General features: G+C 55.2%; 19 protein-coding genes and 1 riboswitch. Of the genes, 12 read left to right on the forward strand and 7 right to left on the reverse strand.

The genetic code is table 11. From position 1 onward, the window contains the following. Positions 1-46: 46 nt before the first annotated feature. Both CJD38_RS09830 and CJD38_RS09835 read right to left on the reverse strand, forming a co-directional pair. Positions 47-1,426, reverse strand: a complete 1,380-nt coding sequence (locus CJD38_RS09830; protein ID WP_107940150.1) for a S41 family peptidase — start codon at positions 1,424-1,426, stop codon at positions 47-49. A 178-nt stretch (positions 1,427-1,604) separates the two neighbouring features. After that, positions 1,605-2,777 (reverse strand): murein hydrolase activator EnvC family protein, encoded by a 1,173-nt coding sequence (locus CJD38_RS09835; RefSeq protein ID WP_107940151.1) that lies wholly within the window; start codon positions 2,775-2,777, stop codon positions 1,605-1,607. A 38-nt stretch (positions 2,778-2,815) separates the two neighbouring features. On the opposite strand from CJD38_RS09835, the gene CJD38_RS09840 reads away from it, so the two are divergent. Genes CJD38_RS09840 through CJD38_RS09855 form a run of 4 tightly spaced genes read left to right on the forward strand, consistent with a single transcriptional unit; the run spans position 2,816 to position 5,027 of the window. Next, entirely contained in the window at positions 2,816-3,241 is a 426-nt protein-coding gene (locus CJD38_RS09840) for a rhodanese-like domain-containing protein (RefSeq protein WP_107940152.1), read from the forward strand. A 13-nt stretch (positions 3,242-3,254) separates the two neighbouring features. Continuing rightward, a complete protein-coding gene (gene grxC, locus CJD38_RS09845) occupies positions 3,255-3,509 on the forward strand; it encodes a glutaredoxin 3 (protein WP_107940153.1) in 255 nt (84 codons plus the stop codon). Positions 3,510-3,529: 20 nt separating this feature from the next. Continuing rightward, entirely contained in the window at positions 3,530-4,030 is a 501-nt protein-coding gene (gene secB / locus CJD38_RS09850) for a protein-export chaperone SecB (protein WP_107940154.1), read from the forward strand. Beyond that, positions 3,999-5,027, forward strand: coding sequence for an NAD(P)H-dependent glycerol-3-phosphate dehydrogenase (locus CJD38_RS09855; protein WP_206362937.1), 1,029 nt, complete (start codon positions 3,999-4,001; stop codon positions 5,025-5,027). Before secB ends, CJD38_RS09855 begins: the two co-directional genes overlap by 32 nt. Positions 5,028-5,787: 760 nt before the next feature. On the opposite strand, the gene trmL is transcribed toward CJD38_RS09855, so the two are convergent. Then, a complete protein-coding gene (gene trmL, locus CJD38_RS09860) occupies positions 5,788-6,249 on the reverse strand; it encodes a tRNA (uridine(34)/cytosine(34)/5-carboxymethylaminomethyluridine(34)-2'-O)-methyltransferase TrmL (RefSeq protein ID WP_107940155.1) in 462 nt (153 codons plus the stop codon). A gap of 92 nt (positions 6,250-6,341) precedes the next feature. Between trmL and CJD38_RS09865 the strand changes: the two genes are divergently transcribed. After that, entirely contained in the window at positions 6,342-6,632 is a 291-nt protein-coding gene (locus CJD38_RS09865; RefSeq protein ID WP_107940156.1) for a hypothetical protein, read from the forward strand. A 161-nt stretch (positions 6,633-6,793) separates the two neighbouring features. On the opposite strand, the gene CJD38_RS09870 is transcribed toward CJD38_RS09865, so the two are convergent. Further along, positions 6,794-9,550, reverse strand: coding sequence for a M16 family metallopeptidase (locus CJD38_RS09870; RefSeq protein ID WP_107940157.1), 2,757 nt, complete (start codon positions 9,548-9,550; stop codon positions 6,794-6,796). 38 nt (positions 9,551-9,588) lie between these two features. Between CJD38_RS09870 and ampD the strand changes: the two genes are divergently transcribed. From ampD to CJD38_RS09890, 4 genes are read left to right on the forward strand one after another with little or no spacing between them, the layout of a single operon-like run. Continuing rightward, positions 9,589-10,185 carry a 1,6-anhydro-N-acetylmuramyl-L-alanine amidase AmpD gene (gene ampD / locus CJD38_RS09875; RefSeq protein ID WP_107940158.1) on the forward strand — a complete coding sequence of 199 codons (597 nt, stop codon included), beginning with the start codon at positions 9,589-9,591 and terminating at the stop codon, positions 10,183-10,185. Then, positions 10,182-11,054, forward strand: a complete 873-nt coding sequence (gene ampE, locus CJD38_RS09880; RefSeq protein ID WP_107940159.1) for a regulatory signaling modulator protein AmpE — start codon at positions 10,182-10,184, stop codon at positions 11,052-11,054. Before ampD ends, ampE begins: the two co-directional genes overlap by 4 nt. Beyond that, positions 11,051-11,872 carry a helical backbone metal receptor gene (locus tag CJD38_RS09885; RefSeq protein ID WP_107940160.1) on the forward strand — a complete coding sequence of 274 codons (822 nt, stop codon included), beginning with the start codon at positions 11,051-11,053 and terminating at the stop codon, positions 11,870-11,872. The genes ampE and CJD38_RS09885 overlap by 4 nt, the downstream gene beginning before the upstream one ends. 47 nt (positions 11,873-11,919) lie before the next feature. After that, positions 11,920-13,053, forward strand: coding sequence for a BaiN/RdsA family NAD(P)/FAD-dependent oxidoreductase (locus CJD38_RS09890; RefSeq protein WP_107940365.1), 1,134 nt, complete (start codon positions 11,920-11,922; stop codon positions 13,051-13,053). 2 nt (positions 13,054-13,055) lie between these two features. Here the strand turns inward: CJD38_RS09890 and CJD38_RS09895 are convergent, their stop codons facing one another. After that, positions 13,056-15,110: an EAL domain-containing protein gene (locus CJD38_RS09895; RefSeq protein ID WP_107940161.1), complete on the reverse strand. Its 2,055-nt coding sequence runs from the start codon at positions 15,108-15,110 to the stop codon at positions 13,056-13,058. A gap of 311 nt (positions 15,111-15,421) precedes the next feature. Here CJD38_RS09895 and CJD38_RS09900 point away from each other — a divergent pair, with 311 nt between their 5' ends. Further along, positions 15,422-17,209 carry an acyl-CoA dehydrogenase C-terminal domain-containing protein gene (locus tag CJD38_RS09900; RefSeq protein WP_107940162.1) on the forward strand — a complete coding sequence of 596 codons (1,788 nt, stop codon included), beginning with the start codon at positions 15,422-15,424 and terminating at the stop codon, positions 17,207-17,209. Between the two features lie 137 nt (positions 17,210-17,346). Here CJD38_RS09900 and CJD38_RS09905 read toward each other — a convergent pair whose 3' ends face one another. Then, complete coding sequence (locus CJD38_RS09905) at positions 17,347-17,886, reverse strand: cob(I)yrinic acid a,c-diamide adenosyltransferase (RefSeq protein ID WP_107940163.1); 540 nt, start codon at positions 17,884-17,886, stop codon at positions 17,347-17,349. A 134-nt stretch (positions 17,887-18,020) separates the two neighbouring features. Beyond that, positions 18,021-19,835, reverse strand: a complete 1,815-nt coding sequence (locus tag CJD38_RS09910; protein WP_107940164.1) for a TonB-dependent receptor domain-containing protein — start codon at positions 19,833-19,835, stop codon at positions 18,021-18,023. Between the two features lie 35 nt (positions 19,836-19,870). Further along, positions 19,871-20,053: riboswitch (cobalamin riboswitch) on the reverse strand. A 98-nt stretch (positions 20,054-20,151) separates the two neighbouring features. Between CJD38_RS09910 and CJD38_RS09915 the strand changes: the two genes are divergently transcribed. Together CJD38_RS09915 and CJD38_RS09920 are read left to right on the forward strand one after the other, a co-directional pair. Then, a complete protein-coding gene (locus CJD38_RS09915; protein ID WP_107940165.1) occupies positions 20,152-20,928 on the forward strand; it encodes an inositol monophosphatase family protein in 777 nt (258 codons plus the stop codon). 83 nt (positions 20,929-21,011) lie between these two features. Further along, positions 21,012-21,986, forward strand: coding sequence for a cation diffusion facilitator family transporter (locus CJD38_RS09920; protein ID WP_107940166.1), 975 nt, complete (start codon positions 21,012-21,014; stop codon positions 21,984-21,986). Positions 21,987-21,995: the final 9 nt, after the last annotated feature.

Genomic DNA, 21,995 nt, shown 5'->3' on the forward strand with positions numbered 1-21,995 from the left:
ACAAAAAGCCCGGCAGTGCCGGGCTTTTTGTTTAATGCGTGAAGTCTTACTTGCCGCTGGTGATGACCAAGCCTTTGAGCAGGTTGAGTGCTTCATAGAGCTGGTAATCGCTTTCAGCGAGTGACTGCTGTTCTTTGCCTTTCTTATCGGTGTCTTTGTTCTTTGCGTTGGCTTCAGCTTCAACTGCATTTGCTTCAGCAGGTTTGTCCGCGTCCTTCTTCTCTTTCAGCTTTTCTTTCTCGTTGTGCAAGCTGCCCTTCAGGTCAGATTCTTTGACCATTTCGAAGCCTTCTTGCTCATCTTTGCTGACTTTGAGAATGCGCAGCGCAATGTCTGGCTCAATGCCTTCAGCCTGAATCGAGCGACCGGATGGCGTGTAGTAACGCGCGGTGGTGATCTTGATTGCGGTGTCGTTCTGCAACGGCATGATGGTTTGCACCGAGCCTTTGCCGAAAGTGCGTGAGCCCATCAATACAGCGCGTTTGTCGTCTTGCAGTGCGCCAGCAACAATTTCAGAAGCGGATGCCGAACCGCCGTTGACGAGCACGACCAGCGGATGACCGTTGAGCAAATCGCCCGGCGTTGCGACGAACTCGCGCGTGTTGCTCGGATCGCGGCCCTTGATGCTGACGATCGTGCCCTTCTCAATGAAGGCGTCTGACACTTTCACTGCGGCATCCAACACGCCGCCTGGGTTGTTACGCATATCCAGTACGAGACCCTTCAGATCGCCACCGGCTTCTTTCTTCAGCTTGTTGAGTTCTTTGTTGAGATTCTCGCCGGTGTCGACGTTAAAGCTGCTGATGCGGATGTAGCCCATGCCCGGATCGAGCATGCGGCTGCGCACGCTGGCGACTGCAATGATGTCGCGCTTGAGTTCAACGATCAGTGGTTTGTCAGCGCCTTCACGTGCAATCGTCAGCGTGACTTTTGAACCCGGGTCGCCGCGCATTTTTGAAACGGCGTCGGTCAGCGTCAGGCCTTTAACTGGCGTGTCATCAATCTTGACGATCAAATCGCCCGGCTTGATGCCAGCTTTGGCGGCTGGCGTGTCATCAATCGGCGAGACCACGCGCACGTAGCCATCTTGCATCTGCACTTCAATGCCGAGGCCGCCGAACTTGCCGGTGGTTGCGACGTTGAGATCTTTGAATTCGTCTTTGTTCAGATACGACGAGTGCGGATCGAGGCCTTCGACCATGCCGCGCGTCGCGTTTTCGAGCAGCTTTTTATCGTCTACCGGCTCAACGTAATCGCTCTTCACGCGGTTGAGAATTTCGACGAAGGTCTGCAAATCTTTGACCGGAATGTCGCCGCCAGCAGATTGGTCTTTGTCAGCCAAAACGCCGTGGGTCAAGGTCAGGGAGACGCCAATAATTGCGCCGACGGCAACCGCTGCAGCGCTAGTGCGAGAGATAAGGGGCATGGAATAAATAGATTTTTTAGTAGAGAAATTGAAGATATCACATAGACCATGCGTAACTGTGCGCGTTCAATGCGGGGAAAATGAGGGCTTTGTCGCTGGCGATAAAAATGATTCTTTTAATTTATATTTAGATCAACTATCAACATAATAAAACAATCTAAAAACGGCGCGGTCGAGCTTATTTTGAAAGCCAAAGCTTGGGGTTAATCGGCTGTGTGCCTTTGCGGATTTCAAAATAAACGCCGGTTTGATCGTAGCCGCCGGTAGAACCAGCTTTGGCGATGGTTTCACCAATACGTACGGATTCGCCGCCGGTAAGATCAACGCTGTCATTGTGGCCGTAGAGCGAAAAATAACCGCCTTCGTGCTCAAGAATGATGATCAGGCCATAACGCTGCATCCAGCCCACGTAAGCGACGCGACCGTTGGCGACCGCGCGCACCGGCGCACCATTGGGTGCTTCAATCCAATAGCCGTTCCAGCTCAAGTGGCCACCGGCTTTGGAGGTGCCAAAACTCGCCAGCAATTTGCCGCGGATGGGCCATGGCAATTTGCCCTTCATTTGCGGGAAAGGCTTGGCGTCGCGGATCACATCCAGCGGGATGTCCGACAGCGTGTCACGCAGCGATTTCAGCAAGGTTTGAATCGAGCGTTCGTTAGCGCGTAGCTGCTTGATTTCGTCGAGATCGCCGCTGATGCGCTCGTCGATTTTGCGGATGGTTTCGCCGCGTGATGAGCGCTTGGTTTCGAGGGCAGACAAAGCGCGCTGCTGCTTGTCTTTAAGCTTGAGCAATTCGCTGTTTTGCTGGGACGCTTTGTCCTGAATTGCGTTGATCTTTTCTAGCTGATTGCGGATGTTTTCAGCGTAGTTGGCGCGCGCGCGATTGAGGTAGTCGTAATAAGCCGTGACGCGGTCCATCTTTTGCGCGTTGTCCTGATTCAGCAGCAGGCGAATTTGGCCGCGTTCGCCAATCAGGTAGGCAGCGCGAATCTGCTGCGCCAGCGCCTTTTTCTGCTCGGCAAGCCGGGATTCCGCCCGGTTTTGATCGTCTTGCGTGGCGCGGATTTTGCGTTGCTGTGAGGAGATCATGCCGCTGATTTCCTTAAGGCGGCCGGAGGTGTCGGCAATCTGCTTTTCGGTGCCTTGGAGCTCTTCACGCAGGCTGTCCTGCTTGTCGCGCTCTTTATCGACCCGCTGATTCAGCGCTTCGATACGCGTTTGCAGCTTTTTGAGATCCGTATTGGATTCTTGAATGCGGGTTTCGTTGGGGGCGGCATCGCCGTCAGTGGCGTCCTGCGCCAGAACGGGCAGGGCCAGCAGTGCGGCAAGCAATAGGGAAAAGCGGATCATGCGATAATGGTAGCGGATGTTTTGGACTAAAAAAGGCAATGGAACAACTTCTTCACTTTGTAGCAAATCACCCTATTTTGTTTGTGCTGTTCGGCGCAGTGCTCATCGCACTCATCGCCAATGAAGTGCACGGCAACCTCACCGGTGGCAAACGTTTGGGTACGGCAGAAGCCGTGCGCCTGATCAATGATCGCGAGCCGCTGATCGTTGATGTGCGCACCAGCGCCGACTTTAAGCGTGGCCATCTTCTCAATGCGCTGAATCTGCCAATCGCCAAGATTGAAGAACAGATCGGCGTATTGGGCAAAGACAAGTCGCGACCCGTGCTGGTTTATTGCGCGCTGGGTTCCAGCAGCGTGGCGGCGGTGGATAAATTGCGCAAGAATGGTTTCACCGAAGCGTATCCGCTCCAAGGCGGCATCAATAATTGGCAGGCCAGCAACCTGCCGGTCACCGTTAAGTAGGAAAGAGGCGCACATGAAACGTGTGCAGATGTATTCGACTGGGATGTGCCCCTTCTGCGTCATGGCCAAGCGCCTGTTATCGCAGAAAGGAGTTGCGGTCGACGAAATTCGCGTCGATGAAGATCAATCCCGTCGTGAAGAGATGATGCGTATCACTGGACGTCGCACCGTGCCGCAGATTTTTGTTGGTGAGACTCACGTTGGTGGTTATGACGATCTCTCTGCAATGAATAGTGCTGGCAAGTTAGACCCGCTGCTCAAAGACTAAAATCAATTTAAAGAAAGACCATGGCTGAACAACAAACTCCTCCGGCAGGCCGTCAGGTTCTGCTGCAAAAAATGTACGTCAAAGACGCTTCTTTGGAAGTGCCACAGGCGCCGCAGATTTTCACGCGCCAATGGCAGCCTGAGACCGATGTGCAGGTCAACACGCAGTACACCAATCTCGGCGACAACAACCATCAAGTGATGTTGTCTGTGACCGTGACGGCGAAAGCAGGTACTGATGTCGGCTTCTTGGTTGAAGTGCATCAGGCCGGCATCTTCACCATCACCGGTTTCGATGAAGTCGAATTGGGCGCAGTGCTGGGCGGTTACGCCCCAGGCCTGCTGTTCCCATTCGCACGCGAAGCGGTAGCTGACCTCGTGCAGCGCGCCGGATTCCCGCAGTTGTTGCTGCAGCCGATCAATTTTGACCAGCTCTACATTGATCATCAGCAGCGCGCTAAAGCCGAACAAGCAGGTCAGGCAGAAGGCAGTGGAATCATCCTCCCCCCAACCCTCAACTGAGGCCGCTATCGCGGTGCTCGGTGCCGGTTCTTTCGGCACCGCACTCGCGGTACATCTCGCACGTCGCGGATCGCCGACGCTGCTGTGGGGTCGAGACGTCGCCAAGATGCAGGCGATGCAGGACGCGCGCGTCAACGCGCAGTACCTGCCGGACTGTGCCTTTCCGGTAAAGCTCACAGCAATTTCAGATTTGCAGTTGGCTGTGACCAGCGCAGAAGATTTGCTGATCTCCACGCCCAGCCACACCCTGCGCGAAACACTAACCACGCTTAAACCTTGGCTGCGTCCGGGTCAGGGTGTTGCTTGTGCGTGTAAAGGTCTTGAACCGCAAAGCGGCAAGCTTGTGCACGAAGTGATTGAAGACGTGCTCGGCACGGCGCATCCGCTGGCAGTGGTTTCTGGCCCGACGTTTGCCAAAGAACTGGGCATTGGTTTGCCGACGGCAGTCACCGTCGCATCCACCGACGAAGCCTTCGCAGCAAAAATTGCGGATCGCTTACACGGCGATGGTTTCCGCGCTTATACCGCCGACGATTTGCCGGGCGTTGAGATTGGTGGTGCCGCTAAAAACGTGATGGCGATTTGCGTTGGACTCGCGGATGGTTTGAGCCTCGGCGCCAACACGCGCGCAGCAATCATCACGCGCGGCCTCGCCGAAATCATGCGTCTTGGCGAAGCACTTGGTGCTAAACCTGAAACCTTGATGGGTTTGTCTGGCATGGGTGACTTGGTGCTCACCTGCACCGACAACCAATCACGCAATCGTCGAATGGGTTTGCTGTTGGCCGAAGGCAAAACTGTGCCAGAAGCGATCGCGGAAATTAAACAAGTTGTAGAGGGCGTCAAAGCTGCGCCGGAAGTTCTGCGACTTGCACGCCGTCTTGGCGTGGATATGCCGATCACGGATGCTGTTACTCGTGTGTTGAGTGGGGAGATCACGCCGGTGGAAGCGGTGCGTGTACTCGCAATGCGACCGAAGAAGGCTGAGTCGGAATAATCGTAGGGTGGGTTAGCTGCAACGCGGCGTAACCCACCATTCTTTGAAGGCTTACACGCGCTTCGCGGGGCTACTGCCTGTTCTGATTGAGGTGGCGTGTTCCGCACTGTGGTGCGGGTTACTTTCTTTGCTGGTGCAAAGAAAGTAACCAAAGAAAGCACCTCAATCCACTTTTGTTGTTATTAAGAACAGGCCTGATACGTTCGCCATTCAATTTCTCAATGTGAGAAACAGGTAACCGCTTCAGCGTTTGTACGAGCGATGAATGCTCGCGGCACATTCGTTATAAGCGGCAACCAACTAAGGTTTGTCATCCCGAACGCAGTGAGGGATCTTGCTTTGAGAGCTACAGCAAGATCCCTCACTGCGTTCGGGATGACATAGGTCTGCGGTGTCGAATCGAATGAGCCGAACTGCCGCGATTGTTAAGACCAAATGGTGACGCGGTTACCTGTTTCTCGCATTGAGAAATTAGCTAACAAACGTATCAGTCTCATTCCTAAGCTCCGTAAAAGTGGGCTTGTGATGTTTCTTTGGTTACTTTCTTTGCGCCAAAGAAAGTAACCCGCGCCACAGCGCGGAACACGCCATCTCAATCAGCGCAGGCGGTAGCCTCGCTCCGCGCGTAAAAAGCTAAAACTGGATGATTCGCTACGCTCACCCTTCGGGCGCTCACAAGTGAGCGTGCAACGCGCGATGCGCGTTGTCCCGCCTTCGCGGGAATGACAAGAAGAAATGCGCCGCGAGCGCACAGCGCACCCTACGTGAGATTAAATCCCGCCTGTCGCCACGCTTCATAAACGGCAACCGCGACCGCATTCGACAGATTCAAACTCCGATTCCCCGGCCGCAACGGAATCCGAATCCGCTGCTCCTCCGGTACGGTCGCCAACAAATCATCCGGCAATCCCCGAGTCTCAGGCCCGAATAACAAAATATCGTCATCGCGATACTGCCACTCATGATGCGCAGTCCCGCCTTTGGTGGTGAATGCCAGCAAGCGAGATGAGGGCAGGGTGGCGAGAAAATCCGGCAGCGAATCATGCTGCTTCACATCAACAAACTCGTGGTAATCCAGCCCCGCTCTTTTGAGCGCGCGGTCGTCCATGCTGAAGCCCAGCGGGTGGATCAAATGCAATTGCGCCCCCGTATTGGCGCAAAGGCGAATGATATTGCCGGTATTCGGCGGGATTTCAGGCTGATAGAGAGCGACATTGACCATAACGACATAATAAATCGGGAGATGATCTGATTGACAGCTTTGAGGATGCTGCCTAAGCTCCTGAGACGCTTGGGAAAGTCGGAAGAGACAACATGAAAATTACTACCTTGATCGCCGCTGCTGCATTTGCCTTGACTGCCATGACGGCACAGGCCAGTGAATATGACGGCGTTGATGAAACTCCATCGGCAATGGCCATGGGCGCAGACCTGCTGTTCGTTCGTCCGTTAGGTCTGGTTGCAACCGTGGTTGGTACGGCACTGTTTATTGTGCAGTTGCCGCTGTCGCTGATTATTGGTGAAGCGCCAACCGGTCCAGCACAGCGCTTGGTCGTTGAGCCTGCGGCATTTACGTTCCGCCGCCCTCTGGGTCAGATGGATTAATTCCGCGCATTTAATTGCGTAACAAAAAAGCCGCCGGGAAACCGGCGGCTTTTTTTATGTGCAGGATGCACGGTACCTCCGCGAGCGCATGGATGCGCAGGAGCGGAGGCGTTCGTGCAGCGAGAGATACGCCAAGCACTGCAACACTGCAATGGTGACGCTTAACGTAGCTTGCGACCTTCGGTATCCAGCACTGTCACTTCACCCAGATTGAGCTGACGCACCGGTGCTTCAATCTTGCTGAGATCACCGACCACAATCCAAGTCAGCGCATCCGGATGAATCAGTTTATGAGCCGCCGCCGCCAACTCTACTGGTGTTAAGGCATTCACCTTGCCGACGAGATCGTTGTAGTAACTGTCGGGCAGACCGTAAACCAGAATGTTGTTGTAAGAACCTGCGACTTCGCCAGCAGTTTCGTTTTCGCCGGGCAGGCTCAACACAATGCTGTCTTTGGCGAATTTAATTTCGTCATCGCTTAGCGGGCCTGTGCTTAAAAGATTACGCAACTCTTTGAGTGTTTCCTGCATCGACTCCGCAGTCTTGTCGGTTTGTACCGGTGCGTAGGCAAAGAACGGGCGCTGTCCCTTGGCATTGGTCAGCGAGGTGAACGCGCCATAAGCCCAGTGTTTGTCTTCACGCAGATTCATGTTCAAGCGCGAGACAAAGTTGCCGCCGAGTGCGGTGTTCACCGTCAGCATCGCGAGATGATCTGGATCGTTGCGTGGCGGGGCGACGGCCGCAGCCAGAATTAGCGATTGCTCGGAGCCAGTGCGATTGATCAAAAACACGCGTGGCTTGCTGGGCAATGTTGCGGTCGCCAGATTCTTCTGCGGCTTGGCTTCTGTTGGCGCTTTCCATGAAGACCAGCGCTGTTCCAACAAGGGCTTGATCTGCGCCATCGTGGTGTCGCCAACAATCAGCAGCGTGGCGTTATCCGGGCGCACCCAACGTTTGTAGAAAGCCTGCAACTCATCGCGCGTCATCGACGCAATGCTGGATTCCGTGCCGTTGCCCGACAGCGGATTGGAGTACGCATGGCCTTCGCCATAAATCAGCTTGGGATAAATCCGCGAAGCGATGCCGTAAGGCTGCGAACGTTCTTGCTGAATCGCAGCCTGCATTTGCGGTTTGATTCGTGCGAGTTCGCTGTCTGGGAAAGTGGGGTTGAGCAGCAGATCGGTGAACAGATCAAGCGACTCAGGCAATTTCGATTTGAGCGAATTGAGCGTGATGTACGAAGTATCCAGCGTTGAGCCGCTGCCGATGCTCGCGCCCAACTCTTGCGAACGTTTGGCGATCTGTAGTGAGTTGAGCGACTTGGTGCCTTCGTCAATCATGCCGAGCGTGAGTTTGGCGGTACCGGGTTTTGCCAGACTATCTGCGGCATAACCGGCATCAACAATCAGATTCATCTGCACCACCGGCACATCGTGTCGCTCAGCGAGCACGATCTTGAGTCCGTTGGAGAGCGTGTCACGCGTTAACGATGGCAGCTTCAATGCAGGCGCAGTGCCGGGCACAGGCATCTTGCTGCGATCTGCGCCGCTGGTGGCAGCGGTATATTCAGGGAAGGGATGCACTTCGAGTGCGAACACGCCGTCAGACAACCACTGCTGCGCAGATTTGCGTACATCTGCAGCGGTGGCTTCGCGCGACCATTTCTGCATGCGCTTGTACTGCTGTGGATCGTCGGCGTAAACCTCGCCTTGTGCCAGCACATAGGACTTGCCGCCAGAGCCGTCGATGCGCTCAACACTGCGCACCCAGCTGGCGTAGTTCATGGTTCTGATGCGATTCAGTTCTTCTTCGGTCGGGCCGTCTTTCAGAAACTTCGCCAGCTCTTCATTCACTGCAGCTTCAACGCGGGACAAGGCAACGCCCGGTTTGGCAGTGGCGCTGATTTCAAACTGCGAACCGATTTCAAACGGGCCCATCGATGCCGAAACATCGGTCGCGATCTGATCGTCGTAAACCAGACGCTTGTAGAGACGGCTGTTCTTGCCGCCAGTCAGCACATCGGAGGCGATATCCAACAAGATGAAGTCACGCGTGGTGATGCCGGGAATATTCCAGGTTTTGTAGATGCGAGCCTGCGGCACGCGATCTTGCATGACGGCGCGGTGCTCACCGCTCATTTTGGCGATCCAGGCTTTTTGATGTTTAACCACTGGGCCCGGCGCAATATCGCCGAAGTAATACGTCACCTTCTTCAGCACTTCCGCAGGATCAACATCGCCAGCAACGACCAGCGTTGCGTTCGCGGCGCCGTAGTGGCTCTTGAACCATTCTTTAACGTCGTCGAGTGATGCGGCGTTGAGATCTTCCATCGAGCCAATCGTGGTCCACGAATAGGGGTGGCCTACGGGATAGGTGTTGGTGGCAATGATTTCGTCGACCTTGCCGTAAGGCTGACTTTCGCCCTGACGCTTTTCGTTTTGAACGACGCCACGTTGTTCATCGAGCTTTTTCTGATCGATGGCGCCGACTAGATGGCCCATGCGATCGGATTCCAGCCACAGCGTCATATCCAGCGCTGAGGTCGGCACGTTTTCGTAATAGTTGGTGCGGTCGAGCCAAGTGGTGCCGTTCATCTTGGTGGCGCCAACCGGTTCCATCGCGCGGAAGAAATCGTCGTTGTAATGCTCAGAGCCGTTGAACATCAGATGCTCGAACAGATGCGCAAAGCCCGTACGGCCCGGGCGTTCATCTTTGCTGCCGACGTGATACCAAATATTGACCGCGACGATGGGCGCTTTATGGTCTTCGTGAATGATCAGCGTCAGCCCGTTGGGCAGCACGTGTTTGACGTACGGGATATCAATATCGGGGTAGGTCTCGCTGGTGCTGGATTTGGCAAAAGCAGGGGCGCTCAAAAGGCTGGCTGTGGCCAGAACAGCGAAGAATATTTTTTTCATTGGTGACTCGAACGGTAATGCCCCAGAATATATAGGCAATGACTGCTCAGACGCTAAAAGCCGCCCGTGGTTCCGCAACGCCCGCCAGTGTTGATTCGCGCACGGGTCGTTTGCAGCGTGCGCGTTGGTTGCCGTCACCCAATTTTGACGAGCGTCCGGACGGTAGTGGCATCAGCCTGCTGGTGATTCACAACATCAGCCTGCCGCCAGATCAGTTTGGCGGCGGATGGATTGATGATCTGTTCCTCAATCGCCTCGATTTTGATGCCCATCCTTATTTTGATGGGCTGCGCGAGCTCAAAGTCTCGCCTCACTGCTGCATTTTTAGAGATGGCCGCCTGACGCAGTACGTTTCTTTCAATCAGCGCGCCTGGCATGCCGGCAAGTCGCAGTTTGAAGGTCGCGAGCGCTGCAATGATTTTTCGATTGGCATTGAACTGGAAGGTTGCGATACCAAACCCTTCACCAAGGCGCAGTATCAGCGCCTGTTACGGGTAACGCGTGCGCTGCAGGTAGCTTATCCAGCGATAACTGCTGGCAGAATCGTGGGACACTCCGATATCGCGCCGGGACGTAAAACCGATCCTGGCCCGCATTTCGATTGGACGTATTTCAAGGACGAGTTAGGTCGATGACTTTACTAGGCATTCTGCTGGCGTTGGCTTTAGAGCGCGCACTCGGCCACTACCGCGGCTGGGGTCGCCCGGTGTTGTATCTCGGCTACGTCAACACCTTGAAACGTGTGATCACGCTGCGCGTCTTGTGGACGTCGTGGTTCGCGCCGCTGATGTTGTTGCTGCCACCCGTACTCGCGGTTTATTACGTTCACGATATGGTCTCCAGCCCATTTCTCGATGTGCTGTTGTCGGCTGCCGTTTTGTTGCTGTGCTTGGGCCCACGTGATTTGGCTGAAGACGTGCACAGTCTTTTGGAAGCGCGCGCACGTGGCGATAGTCACGCCGCCAATCATTTGTCGCGTGCACTTTTGCGCGGACCACATTCAGGCGATACGCGCCGCACCTTGATTGGCGCGCTGTTTATTCAATCGCATGAACGACTGTTTGGCGTGTTGTTCTGGTTCTTTGCTGCTGGCCCGACGGGCGCGGTGTTGTATCGCTTGGCGAGTCGCTTGCCACGCGCGCTCAACGAAATCTCACCCGACTCGGTTGCCGCGCGACTGGCAGAAACCATTCACGATGTTCTTGCTTGGGTGCCGGGCCGCGCTACGGCATTGCTCTACGGATTGGCCGGCAGCCTCGACGACGCGCTCAGCGCTTGGCGTGATCTTGGCTTCACCACAGGCCGCGAATGGCGCGCTGGAACTTGGGCCGTGTTGGCGACGATTCCCGCTGCATCGCTGAACATCGAAGAAGCCGATGGCAGTCCAGCGATGCCTGCGACTTTGGATGACAGCCTCGATGAAGTGCTGAAGATGCAGGCGCGCGCTTTGCTGATTCTGTTGGCGTTCTTCGGCATCTTCACCACCGGCGCGTTGATGCAATGATTCGCGTCGCGCTGATTATTGCAGCCAGCCTCTATGCGGCAGCAGGCGGCGCGGCTGAACGCGTTGTTGCGCTGGCACCGCATCTGGCTGAGTTGAGCTGCGCAGTTGGCGGCTGCAATAAATTGGTTGGCGTCGCCAACTACACGGATTTTCCTGCGCACTTAGAAAAGCTACCGCATGTCGGCGATGCCTTTTCGGTAAATGTCGAAGCGCTCATCGGACTCAAACCTGATCTGGTTTTGGTGTGGGATGGCGGCACGCCACCTGAAACCACTGAGCGTCTTGCAGTGCTGGGTTTGCGCGTTGTGCCGATCAAAGTGAACAAGCTCGCCGATGTGGCAACAGCCTTGGAGCGTGTTGGCCAATTGCTTGGCACTGCTGATGCTGGGCGTGCTGCCGCCGCGGCGTATCGCAAACGTTTGGCGGGTTTGTATGAACGCTATCGGGGCGTCAAACCTTTGCGTGTGATGTATCAAATCGAAGCGAATCCTGCGTTCACGATTAATGGACAGAGTCCGATCAGTGAAGCGATGGCGGTGTGCGGCGGCGTGAATGTTTTTGCGGGTTTGTCGCAGCTCGCGGCGCCGGTGACCAAAGAGTCCGTGCTCGCGGCGAATCCTGATGTGGTGATTTACGGTGAACAGGATATGGGCGCTGAGATTCGTCACTACTGGGCAGCATTCCCGCAAGCCAAAGCGCAGAAGAACAAAAATATTTACTCGATGGACGCGAGCCTGTTGGGCCGCTATTCGCAGCGCATGCTCGATGGTGTCGAACAGCTCTGCAGCGCACTGCAAACCGCGCGTAGCAAACCGTGAGCACGCAAGTTGATGTGATCGTTCTTGGCGGCGGTGCTGCAGGTTTGATGTGTGCGATTGAGGCGGGCAAACGTGGCCGCAGCGTGCGTGTGATTGAACACGCCAATCGTGTCGGCAAAAAAATCCTGATGTCGGGTGGTGGTCGCTGCAACTTCACTAACCTGCATGCCACGCCTGCAAACTTTCTCTCAGAAAATCCGCACTTCTGTAAATCCGCACTCGCGCGTTACACGCATTGGGATTTCATTGCGATGGTGGAGCGCCACGGCATCAAGTATCACGAGAAAGAACTCGGGCAGTTGTTTTGCGATGAATCGTCCAAGCTGATCGTGCGTATGTTGTTGGATGAATGCGAAGCGGCTGGCGTGCAGATTGATGTGGATCGCGAAGTCAGCGAAGTGCGTCGTGATGAGACTGGTTTTGCACTACGCACGTCGCAAGGCCCGATTCATTCGACATCGCTGGTTGTTGCAACCGGCGGCCTATCGATTCCGAGTCTGGGCGCGAGCGGTTACGGCTATCAGCTCGCCAAACAATTTGGCCACACTGTTCTGCCGACACGTGCGGGTTTGGTGCCGCTGACTTTGAGCGGCAAGCATCTTGATGACTATGAAGGCCTCAGCGGCGTTGCTTTGCCTTTGGTCGAAGCGAGTTGCGGCAAGCAGAAATTCAAAGCGGGTTTTTTAATCACGCATCGCGGCATCAGCGGACCGGCGATTCTGCAGATTTCATCATTCTGGCAACCGGGCGCGGATCTTCGGATTGATCTATCGCCAGACCGCGACCTTGAAGAGTATTTGCGCGCGCAGTTGCAGGAGCGTCCCGCTTCCGAGCTGAAAACCGTGCTCGCTGATGTGTTGCCCAAGCGACTCGCGCATCGCCTTTGTGAGCGTTGGTTTGAGAGCCGCCCGATGCGTCAGTACAAGGTCACTGAACTGCAGGACTTTGCGAGCCAGCTCCATGCCTGGCCGATCATCGCCAGCGGCACTGAGGGCTACCGCACTGCGGAAGTGACCTTGGGCGGCGTTAGTACGGACGAGGTTTCCTCGTCGACGATGGAATCCCGCAAAGCCTCCGGCCTGTATTTCGTCGGCGAGGTGCTGGATGTGACCGGCCACCTCGGCGGCTTCAATTTCCAATGGGCTTGGGCCTCGGGCCACGCGGCCGGAAAAGTCGTTTGATGTCAGCGTGGCTTGGCTTTGAATTTTTCCGTGAATTTTTCGACGGTCAAAGGGCGACTGAATAAGTACCCCTGCATGTAGTCCACGCCCAAACTCTTGATGAACTGGGCTTGCGTTTCGATCTCAACGCCCTCGGCGACGACTTTAAGTTTCAGGTTTTTACAGAGATCCACGATCGCTCGCATGACCATTTGGTTGTCATGCGCTTCACTCTGCACGAGAGACCTATCAATTTTGACGATATCCGGATTCAGATCGGTCAGATAGGTGAATGAAGAATAGCCAGTGCCAAAATCATCCAGAGCAATTCTGACGCCCATAGCTTTAAGTTTGCGAATGCTCAGGCGTGCATCCTCGATGTTGTCGACCACAGTTTGTTCGGTGACTTCGATGCCAATTGAACCGGCTGGGCAGCGTTTTATCTGCATCAAGAAGTAGTCAAAAGTTTCTTTATCGCTGAAAAACAGAGGCGTTACGTTAATGAATATCTCGACGGAAATGCCTAGCTGATGCCATCGGGATGCTTGCGAGCATGCGCTGCAGATGATCCAGCGCTCAAGCTCGGCCATGGCCGCCGGATATTGGCGTAGCACTTCGAGAAAGGCGGGGCCTTGAATCGTGCCATCGACGTCTTTCAGGCGCAGCAGCGCTTCGGCATGTATTGCGCCTTCGCGTTCTTGATAAAACGGTTGATACATCATGAAGAGTTGTCCCTTCTTCACCATGCTCAGCGTGCGATGGACTTTTTCGTGTCGCATATAGCGATCTGCGGTATCGCTCACTGCGACTAGATCCCAGGCATTGACGTCTACAATCGCTGAGACTTCAGAACTCTGATCATTATTGTTGGTGGATATATCTGGAAGGGTGCGTGTAGTGCTCGTCACGCCAAATCGGCGCCACGCATAACCATAAATGGCAATGCCGGTTAGCAAGCAAATGAGCTGCAACGTCATCGACATGACATTGATGCCGCCGAAGGCGTAGTAGCTGTTGAGAAAAATCGGGACAAACAGGTCCACTTTGTTGATCTGCTCAGGGACCCAGCCCATTTCCAGAAAGATCATTGCGGTGATGGTGTTCACCATCGGCACAGAGATGTAGGCCGCGACCATCCTTGGATTGAAAACGATGGGGATGCCGAAGATCAGAGGTTCGCTGATGTTGAACAAGGTCACCGGCGACGACACCAGTGCCAGCTTTCGGTGTACAGCGGTGGACCTGGAAATGAGAATGACGATGAGCAAGCAAAGCATTGCACCGGACCCGCCAGGCACGGTGTACAGGGTCAAAAAGCCCAAAGAATATGAACCCAGCGCGTCGCCCTTCTCGCCGATCAAGAAATAGAGTGATGCGAGCGTCCAGTAGCCGTGTATGGCGAAAAACCACAGTACATGCAGTACGAATACAAAGATCAGGATGTCCAGCCAATAAGGGAACGCGTCTAGCAGGCCAAAAACCTTAGCGGCATTGATGTGAACGCCGAATTCCTGAAAAAGCATGCGCAGCCCAATGGCCGCTATGACGGTACAGATCGCGGGTAGCAAATAGCGAATATTCGCGGTCAATACTTCGCCCAAGACGGCGATATGACTTTCTTTGGCCTTGAAGTGTCGGCACCAGCGAACAAAAGTGAATTGTGTGAAAGCAATCGATGGGTAAACGGCCCACGTTGCTTCCAATCCAAGCGAGACGTCGCTGTGTGCCAGAAGAATTTTTTCCCAACCTGAAAGCACCCAGAAAACCATCAGGGTGACGAGGCCGACCACTGCGGTCTCGGATTTCTCACGCCGATTCAAATGCCAGGCGAGTGATAACACCATGACATGAGGAAACATCACCTGAAACACGTAAGACAGGTTTTTGAAGATCAACTCGAAATGGGTGCCAAACCTAAATAATTGGCCGGTTGCTTGCATGAAGACTGCAAAGCCCATGACCAAGACATAGGGCAGCAAGGCCATTTGTCCATTGCGTATCGCGATCATGGTGGGGTGGTGAGACAGCGATAAGACCCCGATGACGTGTTCCCGGAATTTCCAAGCGATGTTCTTCATCTAAACCCCCTGACAAGGGCCAAAATCCAGTGACAGGAACGCTGAAATTCGGGCGCAAGATTCGGTCATCCTCGTCCTGCCAGAGTGGCCGTACGAAGGCGCGGAGCTATGAAAAGTGGAAATTCTTATTTTTTATGATCCGAGCGTGCTGGGCAGGTCGTCAATCAACAAAAGGTACTAATCCCCTCTTGCGGCCAGCCACCATACGGTCAGGAATGGTCACGCTAATCTGTTTGGGGTAGCCTTCGCTCGCCAAATTTTATGGGCGCCTCGTGCGCATCCCTCTTTTTTGATCTTTACGGAGAGTTTTTATGGGTCAGTACACCGCCCCCCTGCGTGACATGCAGTTCGTTTTGCACGAGCTTTTGGGTATTGAGCAGGAGTTCAAAACCCTGCCGTCTTATGCCGAGCTGGATGCCGACACGATCAACTCGATTGCTGAAGAAGCTGCCAAGTTCAGCCAGAGCGTGACCTTCCCGCTGAACCAGTCGGGCGATGAAGAAGGCTGCCATCACGACAAAGCCACCGGTGCCGTTACCGCGCCCAAGGGCTTTAAAGAAGCCTATACGCAGTTTGTTGATGCGGGCTGGCCGGCACTGTCTTGCGACCCTGAGTTCGGCGGCCAAGGCCTGCCAGAAGTGGTCAATAACGTGCTGTACGAAATGCTCAATTCCGCCAACCAGTCTTGGACCATGTACCCAGGCCTGACCCACGGCGCCTACGCCGCGCTGCGTGTGCACGGCACGCCAGAGTTGAAGAAAACCTATTTGCCGAAGATTGTTTCCGGCCATTGGACCGGCACGATGTGCCTGACCGAATCGCATTGCGGTACCGACCTTGGCCTGCTGCGCAGCAAGGCTGAACCGAACGCCGACGGCAGCTACGCCATCAGCGGCACCAAGATCTTTATCTCGGCCGGTGAACACGACCTCGCCGAAAACATCATTCACCTTGTGCTCGCACGTCTGCCAGATGCACCGGCCGGCACCAAGGGCATCTCGCTGTTCGTCGTGCCTAAGTTCATCCCGAACGCAGACGGCACGCTCGGCGCGCGCAACGGCATCAAGTGCGGCTCGATCGAACACAAGATGGGCATTCACGGCAACGCCACCTGCGTGATGAACCTCGACGGCGCCAGCGGCTGGCTCGTCGGAGAACCGAACAAAGGCCTCAACGCCATGTTCGTGATGATGAACGGCGCGCGTTTGGGCGTCGGCATGCAGTCACTGGGTTTGGCTGAAGTCGCTTATCAAAACTCGCTGGCTTACGCGAAAGACCGTTTGCAGATGCGCTCGCTGACCGGTCCTAAGTTCAAGGACAAGCCAGCTGATCCGATCATCGTTCACCCTGACGTGCGCCGCATGTTGCTCACGCAGAAAGCCCACGTTGAAGGCGGCCGCGCGTTCGCCTACTGGTCGGGTTTGATGATCGACAAAGAACACAACCATCCAGATGAGAAGGTCCGCAAGGAGGCCGCTGATCTGATGGCGCTGCTGACGCCAATTGTCAAAGGCTTCATCACCGAAATGAGCTATGTCAGCACCACGCTCGGCATGCAGGTGTTTGGTGGCCACGGCTTTATTCGCGAGTGGGGCATGGAACAGTACGTTCGTGACGCCCGCATCAACATGATTTACGAAGGCACCAACGGCATCCAGGCACTCGATTTGCTCGGCCGCAAAGTGTTGTCCGACGGCGGCGCCAAGCTGATGAAGTTCGGCAAGATCGTCACCGACTTCGTGAAGTCAGAAGCTGGCAACGAAGCGATGAAAGAATTCACCGGCCCTCTCGCAGAGCTCGGCACGGAAGTGCAGAAAGTGACGATGGAAATCGGCGCCAAGGCAATGAAGAACCCAGATGAAATCGGCTCCGCATCGGTGCCTTACCTCAACCTGATGGGCCACTTTGTTTACGCCTACTTCTGGGCTCGCATGGCCAAGATTGCGTTGGAGAAACAGGCTGAAGGCGATTTCTACAAAGCCAAGTTGCTCACCGCACGCTTCTACTTCGCCAAGCTGGTTCCAGAAACCGCAACGCACCTCAAGCAGATTCGCGCTGGTGCGGATTCATTGATGGCGATGGATGTTGAGTTGTTCTAAACATCTGCTGTAACGAGTACAAAAAAGGCCGGATGAAAATCCGGCCTTTTTGTTGCGTGAAGTTTTTTTGTAGGAGCGCCTCTTAGGCGCGATTGCTCAATCGCCAATCGCGCCTGAGAGGCGCTCCTACAGGTTCATCAATGCGACCAGCTAACTTCCTTGCCACCATTCGCACGCGCCAGTTTGCGAGAGATCACGAACAACAAATCCGAAAGCCGATTGGCATAACGCGGCGCAAATTCATTCAGCGGTTCTTCTGCGTGCAACGCCCACAGCGAACGCTCAACGCGACGCGCAACCGCACGCGCTAAGTGCGCAGCCGCAGCAGGCGGATTTCCGCCCGGCAATACAAACTCTTTAAGCGGTGGCAGATCAGCGTTGAGCGCTTCGACGTCTGCTTCGAGCCTTTCAACATCTACTTCTTTGATCAGCTCTGCAGGCGGCATCGCCAACTCGCCACCCAGATTGAACAACTCGTTCTGAATACGTGCCAAAGGCGCGCGAATGTCGTCAGACAATTCATGCGTGAGCACGATGCCAAGATGACAGTTGAGTTCATCCACTTCGCCAATCGCATTGATGCGTGCCGAAGATTTGTTAATGCGATCACCCGTGGCAAGGCCGGTCGTGCCTTTGTCGCCGGTGCGGGTAACGATTTTGCTGAGGCGGTGGCCCATGATGTTTCTACCTAGATGTTTAGTGCAGTTTACATCTGCGGGCTCTTCGGCATCCTGCCGCCGCCCGCATACCGCACATCGTGTGCATAAAAAAAGCCGCCCGCATCGTCTTGATGCGGGCGGCTTTTTAAAAGTTAGAACGCGAAGCGCAGAGTGAGGTAACCGTTGGTTCCCGGCTGGTTATAGCCATAGACGGTTTCGTAATCTTTGCCGAGCACATTGTTTACGCGAGCCTGCAAGCTGAGATGGTTATTAATATCGTAGCCGCCAGAAACTGCCAGCAATCCGTAACCGCCAACTTTCACCCCGCCAAAGTCGCGGGTCTCGCCGGTGCCCGAGGCATCAATGGCGAGATAGTGCTTGCCAAAGTGACGCGTGATTTGGCCGGTGATGCTCTGCTTGGCGCGGCGTAATAGCGTTGCGCCGGTGACCCGGTCGATCGGATTTTGCGAGATAGCGGTAATGCGGCCCGACCATTCTGCAACTGCAATGTTGTAGCTCAGTTCTACACCTTCATTGCGATAGCGATTGACGTTCACTGCTTGGTAAACGGCCAGCATCCAATCGGCGCAGTCCGAAATACACTCGACGCTGATCAGATTTTTGACGTCGGTACGGAATACACGCAGATCCAGCGTTTGATATTTGCCGATGCTTTGTTTAAGGCCCAATTCATAGTTCAGTGCTTCTTCTGGCTTGAGTTCAGTATTGCCGCCAAAGCCAAAGCGATCATCCGCCGTTGGTGCGTGGAAGCCACTGCCCGCTGCAGCAATTAACCGTGTTGATTTGAAGAGGTCGTAACCGTATTCAGCGTTCCACGAAGCGCGATTGCCGAAGCTGCCGTAGTGACCAAAGCTGCCTGCGATTAGCGCGTGGTGTGCGCCCGCGTTGAATTCATCTTGAACAAAAGCGGTGTAAAGGTTTTCGCTGCTATCGAACGACAGCGATTCAGCGTTTTCATGTGCTGCCGTCAGGCCAAAGCTAAAGCGATTGGCTTGGCCCAAAGAAAGAACGTTGTGCCAGTCTGCTTGTGGACGCGTGGTGCGAACAAAGGCGGTAGATGCCGTCTGTTCGATATCGTCAGTCATGCGGCTGAGGCTCAGCGTGCTATCCCAGTTACTGGTGGGCTTGAAGGCGGCATTTCCCTCTATTACTTGGTTGTGAAAATCCTGCGATTTTGGGCATACAACAAAACCGCAATAGCCCATGTATTGGGAGTTGCCTTGTGTATTCCAAACGCGGCCTGACAGTTCTACTGCCCCAACGTGAGTGCCGCCTTTGAGATTGATGGTGCTCTGACGGTAGGCGCGATCCGGGCCGCCGGTGTTGAATGCTGGAATGCCGTCGGTGCTGGTGTGCTGTGCATACAGCGACACGCTATTACCTTTATCGCTGTAGCTGACGTTGCCCGTGACCTCTCGGGTATTTTCGCTGCCACCACGTACGCTGACATCTGCGCTATTACCGCCAGCGCGCGTGATGATGTTGATTACGCCGCCGATGGCGTCCGATCCATAAAGCGTAGAGCGTGGGCCTTTGACGATTTCAATGCGCTCAATCATTTCTGGTGCAATGTTCTGCACTGCTGCGCCGCCTGCGGTGGACGGGTTTACGCGCACGCCATCGACCAATACGAGGGTGTGATCGCTTTCGCCGCCACGGATAAATACAGAGGTTTGCGTGCCTGGGCCGCCGCTGCGAGCGACATCAATGCCTGCGGTATAGCGCAATAGCTCGGCAACGTCGGTAGCTTGTGCGCGCTTAATCTCTTCGCGATCAATGACAGTGACGGCGGCTAGTGTTTCTGCGGCGGTCGTTGGCGTGCGCGTGGCGGTGACAACGACCGGATCAAGTGGGGTTGGTGCCGTAGTGGTGTCATCGGCGTTTGCCGAGATTGCAGGTACGGAAAAAAATGCAGCCAGAATGGCCGCGCGTAGCGGTGCTTTCATTGTGTCTCCCTCGCCACGTCCCCGTGGCGCTATGTAACGGTAGGTGAACACAGGCCGGTCTCCGGGCTCATGGACATTTCCCTAGCGCCTTCCCGGATTTCTCCAGTGGCTTTGTGCCAGTTCTTTCCATTTACCGTTGCGGGGGCAGCGCGAGCATTGAACTCGCTTCCCGTTTCACCTCGTCATTACGACGAGACACCTGTGGCGCGCGGATTGTACGCGTTTAGGCCCCGGATTTGAGCGCTACATATGGGGTAGATATCGGCTTTGCGCCTCAAGGCCGGTATGATTCGCACCTGCCTTTTGAGTACGTGCCATGTCCAGCGAATTCCTTACCGCCGCCCTCGACGCCGCCCAAGCTGCGGCAGACGTCATCCGCAAAGCCTATCGGGGTAATTTCGAGGTCAGCTACAAGGCTGACGCGAGCCCGGTGACGGAAGTGGATGTGGGCGCGGAGAAGGCGATCAAAGCGGTGTTGCAGTCGCGTTTCCCGGCGCATGGTTTCTACGGAGAAGAAACCGGTAAGAGCCAGCAGGACGCTGATTATCTGTGGCTGGTCGATCCTATCGATGGCACCAAGGCTTTCGTGCGTGGCTATCCGATGTTCTCGGTCCAGATTGCGCTGATGCATAAGGGTGAACTGATTCTGGGCGTGTCGTATGCGCCGTGCTGGAACGGTGGTCGTGGCGAAATTATTTTTGCAGAAAAAGGCCGTGGCGCTTGGTTGGGCGAAGAGCGGTTGGAAGTGAGCGCGGTCAACACGGTGGCCAAGGCCACGCTTTCTACTGGCAATCTGGCGACGCTCGCCAAGACGCCGCAGTGGGTTGAGTTGGGCAAGCTGATTCCGCAGCTGCACCGCATCCGCGGCTACGGCGATTTTCTGCATTACCACATGCTCGCCAACGGCAAGCTCGATGCCGTGGTGGAGTCGGATGTGAACATTCTCGACATCGCTGCGCTGGTGGTGATCGTGCGCGAAGCGGGCGGTACCTTTACCGATCTTAACGGCGGCCCGATTGGCCTCGATACGACGACGGTGCTCGCGACCAACGGCAAGCTGCATCACTGCTTCTCGCAGCTCGCGCTCGCTTAACCGTCATTTACACAACGTAAGGACTGATCAGTGGTCACAGGCTTTGGTGATATCGTCACCGTCTCGACTGCTACCCTTTTCGTATGACTGACAAACACGATCACTCATCCCACGATTATGACCATGACGACCATCATGGCCACGATCATTCGCATGGTCACGATCATCACGACCATGGCCATGGGCATTCCCATGTTCACACTGGGAGTGAGCGACGCCTCCTAGCCGCGTTGGCGCTGACCGGTTTATTCATGGTCGCGGAAGTGATTGCCGGTTTTTACTCGCAATCGTTGGCGCTGCTGGCGGATGCAGGTCACATGCTCACCGACACGGTGTCGCTGGGTTTGGCTTGGATGGCGATTCGCATCAGCCGTCGCCCAGCCGACCATCTGCGCTCTTACGGCTATGACCGCGTGCAAGTGTTGGCCGCGTTTTTGAATGGCGTCACGCTGTTTGCGATCTCGGGTTGGATCATTGTTGAAGCGGCGTTGCGCCTAATGAATCCAGTGACGGTGCAAGGCCAGCCGATGTTCGTCGTCGCGGTGCTCGGCTTGGGTGTGAACATCGCGGCCTTCGCGATTTTGCACGGCGGCGCCAAAGAAAATCTGAATATGCGTGGCGCGTTGCTGCATGTGCTGGCGGATATGTTGGGTTCAGTCGCAGCCATCGTTGCGGCGCTGATCATTCTCTTTACGGGCTGGATGCAGGCTGACCCGCTGCTGTCAGTGCTGGTTGCGGCGCTGATTCTTCGCGGTGCTTGGCAGATCACCAAGCAGTCTGGCCACGTTTTGCTCGAAGGCGCGCCAGAAGATCTGAACATTGTGCAGCTTCAGGCTGAACTGCCTAAGGCCGTTGCGGGCGTCACCGATGTGCACCACGTCCACGCTTGGATGCTGAGCCCTGAGAAAAAGATGCTGACTCTGCACGCGCGTATCACTGGCGAGTGCGATACAGATCAGGTCACGCGCGAGATTGGCGAGTTCTTAAGCCAGCAATACGGCATTGCGCATGCGACGGTGCAAATCGAACGCGATGCCTGCGCTGAACCGCATCACTAAAATTACAAG

The organism is Stenotrophobium rhamnosiphilum, from assembly GCF_003052265.1.
GTDB classification, from domain to species: Bacteria; Pseudomonadota; Gammaproteobacteria; order Nevskiales; family Nevskiaceae; genus Stenotrophobium; species Stenotrophobium rhamnosiphilum.

Excerpts from the sequence above, each read along its gene's own strand:
- CJD38_RS09830 (WP_107940150.1), bottom strand. The coding sequence starts at position 1,426 with ATGCCCCTTATCTCTCGCACTAGCGCTGCAGCGGTTGCCGTCGGCGCA.
- grxC (WP_107940153.1), top strand. The coding sequence starts at position 3,255 with ATGAAACGTGTGCAGATGTATTCGACTGGGATGTGCCCCTTCTGCGTC.
- CJD38_RS09900 (WP_107940162.1), top strand. The coding sequence starts at position 15,422 with ATGGGTCAGTACACCGCCCCCCTGCGTGACATGCAGTTCGTTTTGCAC.
- CJD38_RS09905 (WP_107940163.1), bottom strand. The coding sequence starts at position 17,886 with ATGGGCCACCGCCTCAGCAAAATCGTTACCCGCACCGGCGACAAAGGC.
- CJD38_RS09885 (WP_107940160.1), top strand. The coding sequence starts at position 11,051 with ATGATTCGCGTCGCGCTGATTATTGCAGCCAGCCTCTATGCGGCAGCA.
- CJD38_RS09870 (WP_107940157.1), bottom strand. The coding sequence starts at position 9,550 with ATGAAAAAAATATTCTTCGCTGTTCTGGCCACAGCCAGCCTTTTGAGC.
- ampE (WP_107940159.1), top strand. The coding sequence starts at position 10,182 with ATGACTTTACTAGGCATTCTGCTGGCGTTGGCTTTAGAGCGCGCACTC.
- trmL (WP_107940155.1), bottom strand. The coding sequence starts at position 6,249 with ATGGTCAATGTCGCTCTCTATCAGCCTGAAATCCCGCCGAATACCGGC.
- CJD38_RS09890 (WP_107940365.1), top strand. The coding sequence starts at position 11,920 with ATGTGTGCGATTGAGGCGGGCAAACGTGGCCGCAGCGTGCGTGTGATT.
- ampD (WP_107940158.1), top strand. The coding sequence starts at position 9,589 with ATGACTGCTCAGACGCTAAAAGCCGCCCGTGGTTCCGCAACGCCCGCC.
- CJD38_RS09910 (WP_107940164.1), bottom strand. The coding sequence starts at position 19,835 with ATGAAAGCACCGCTACGCGCGGCCATTCTGGCTGCATTTTTTTCCGTA.
- secB (WP_107940154.1), top strand. The coding sequence starts at position 3,530 with ATGGCTGAACAACAAACTCCTCCGGCAGGCCGTCAGGTTCTGCTGCAA.
- CJD38_RS09835 (WP_107940151.1), bottom strand. The coding sequence starts at position 2,777 with ATGATCCGCTTTTCCCTATTGCTTGCCGCACTGCTGGCCCTGCCCGTT.
- CJD38_RS09895 (WP_107940161.1), bottom strand. The coding sequence starts at position 15,110 with ATGAAGAACATCGCTTGGAAATTCCGGGAACACGTCATCGGGGTCTTA.
- CJD38_RS09920 (WP_107940166.1), top strand. The coding sequence starts at position 21,012 with ATGACTGACAAACACGATCACTCATCCCACGATTATGACCATGACGAC.
- CJD38_RS09865 (WP_107940156.1), top strand. The coding sequence starts at position 6,342 with ATGAAAATTACTACCTTGATCGCCGCTGCTGCATTTGCCTTGACTGCC.
- CJD38_RS09915 (WP_107940165.1), top strand. The coding sequence starts at position 20,152 with ATGTCCAGCGAATTCCTTACCGCCGCCCTCGACGCCGCCCAAGCTGCG.
- CJD38_RS09840 (WP_107940152.1), top strand. The coding sequence starts at position 2,816 with ATGGAACAACTTCTTCACTTTGTAGCAAATCACCCTATTTTGTTTGTG.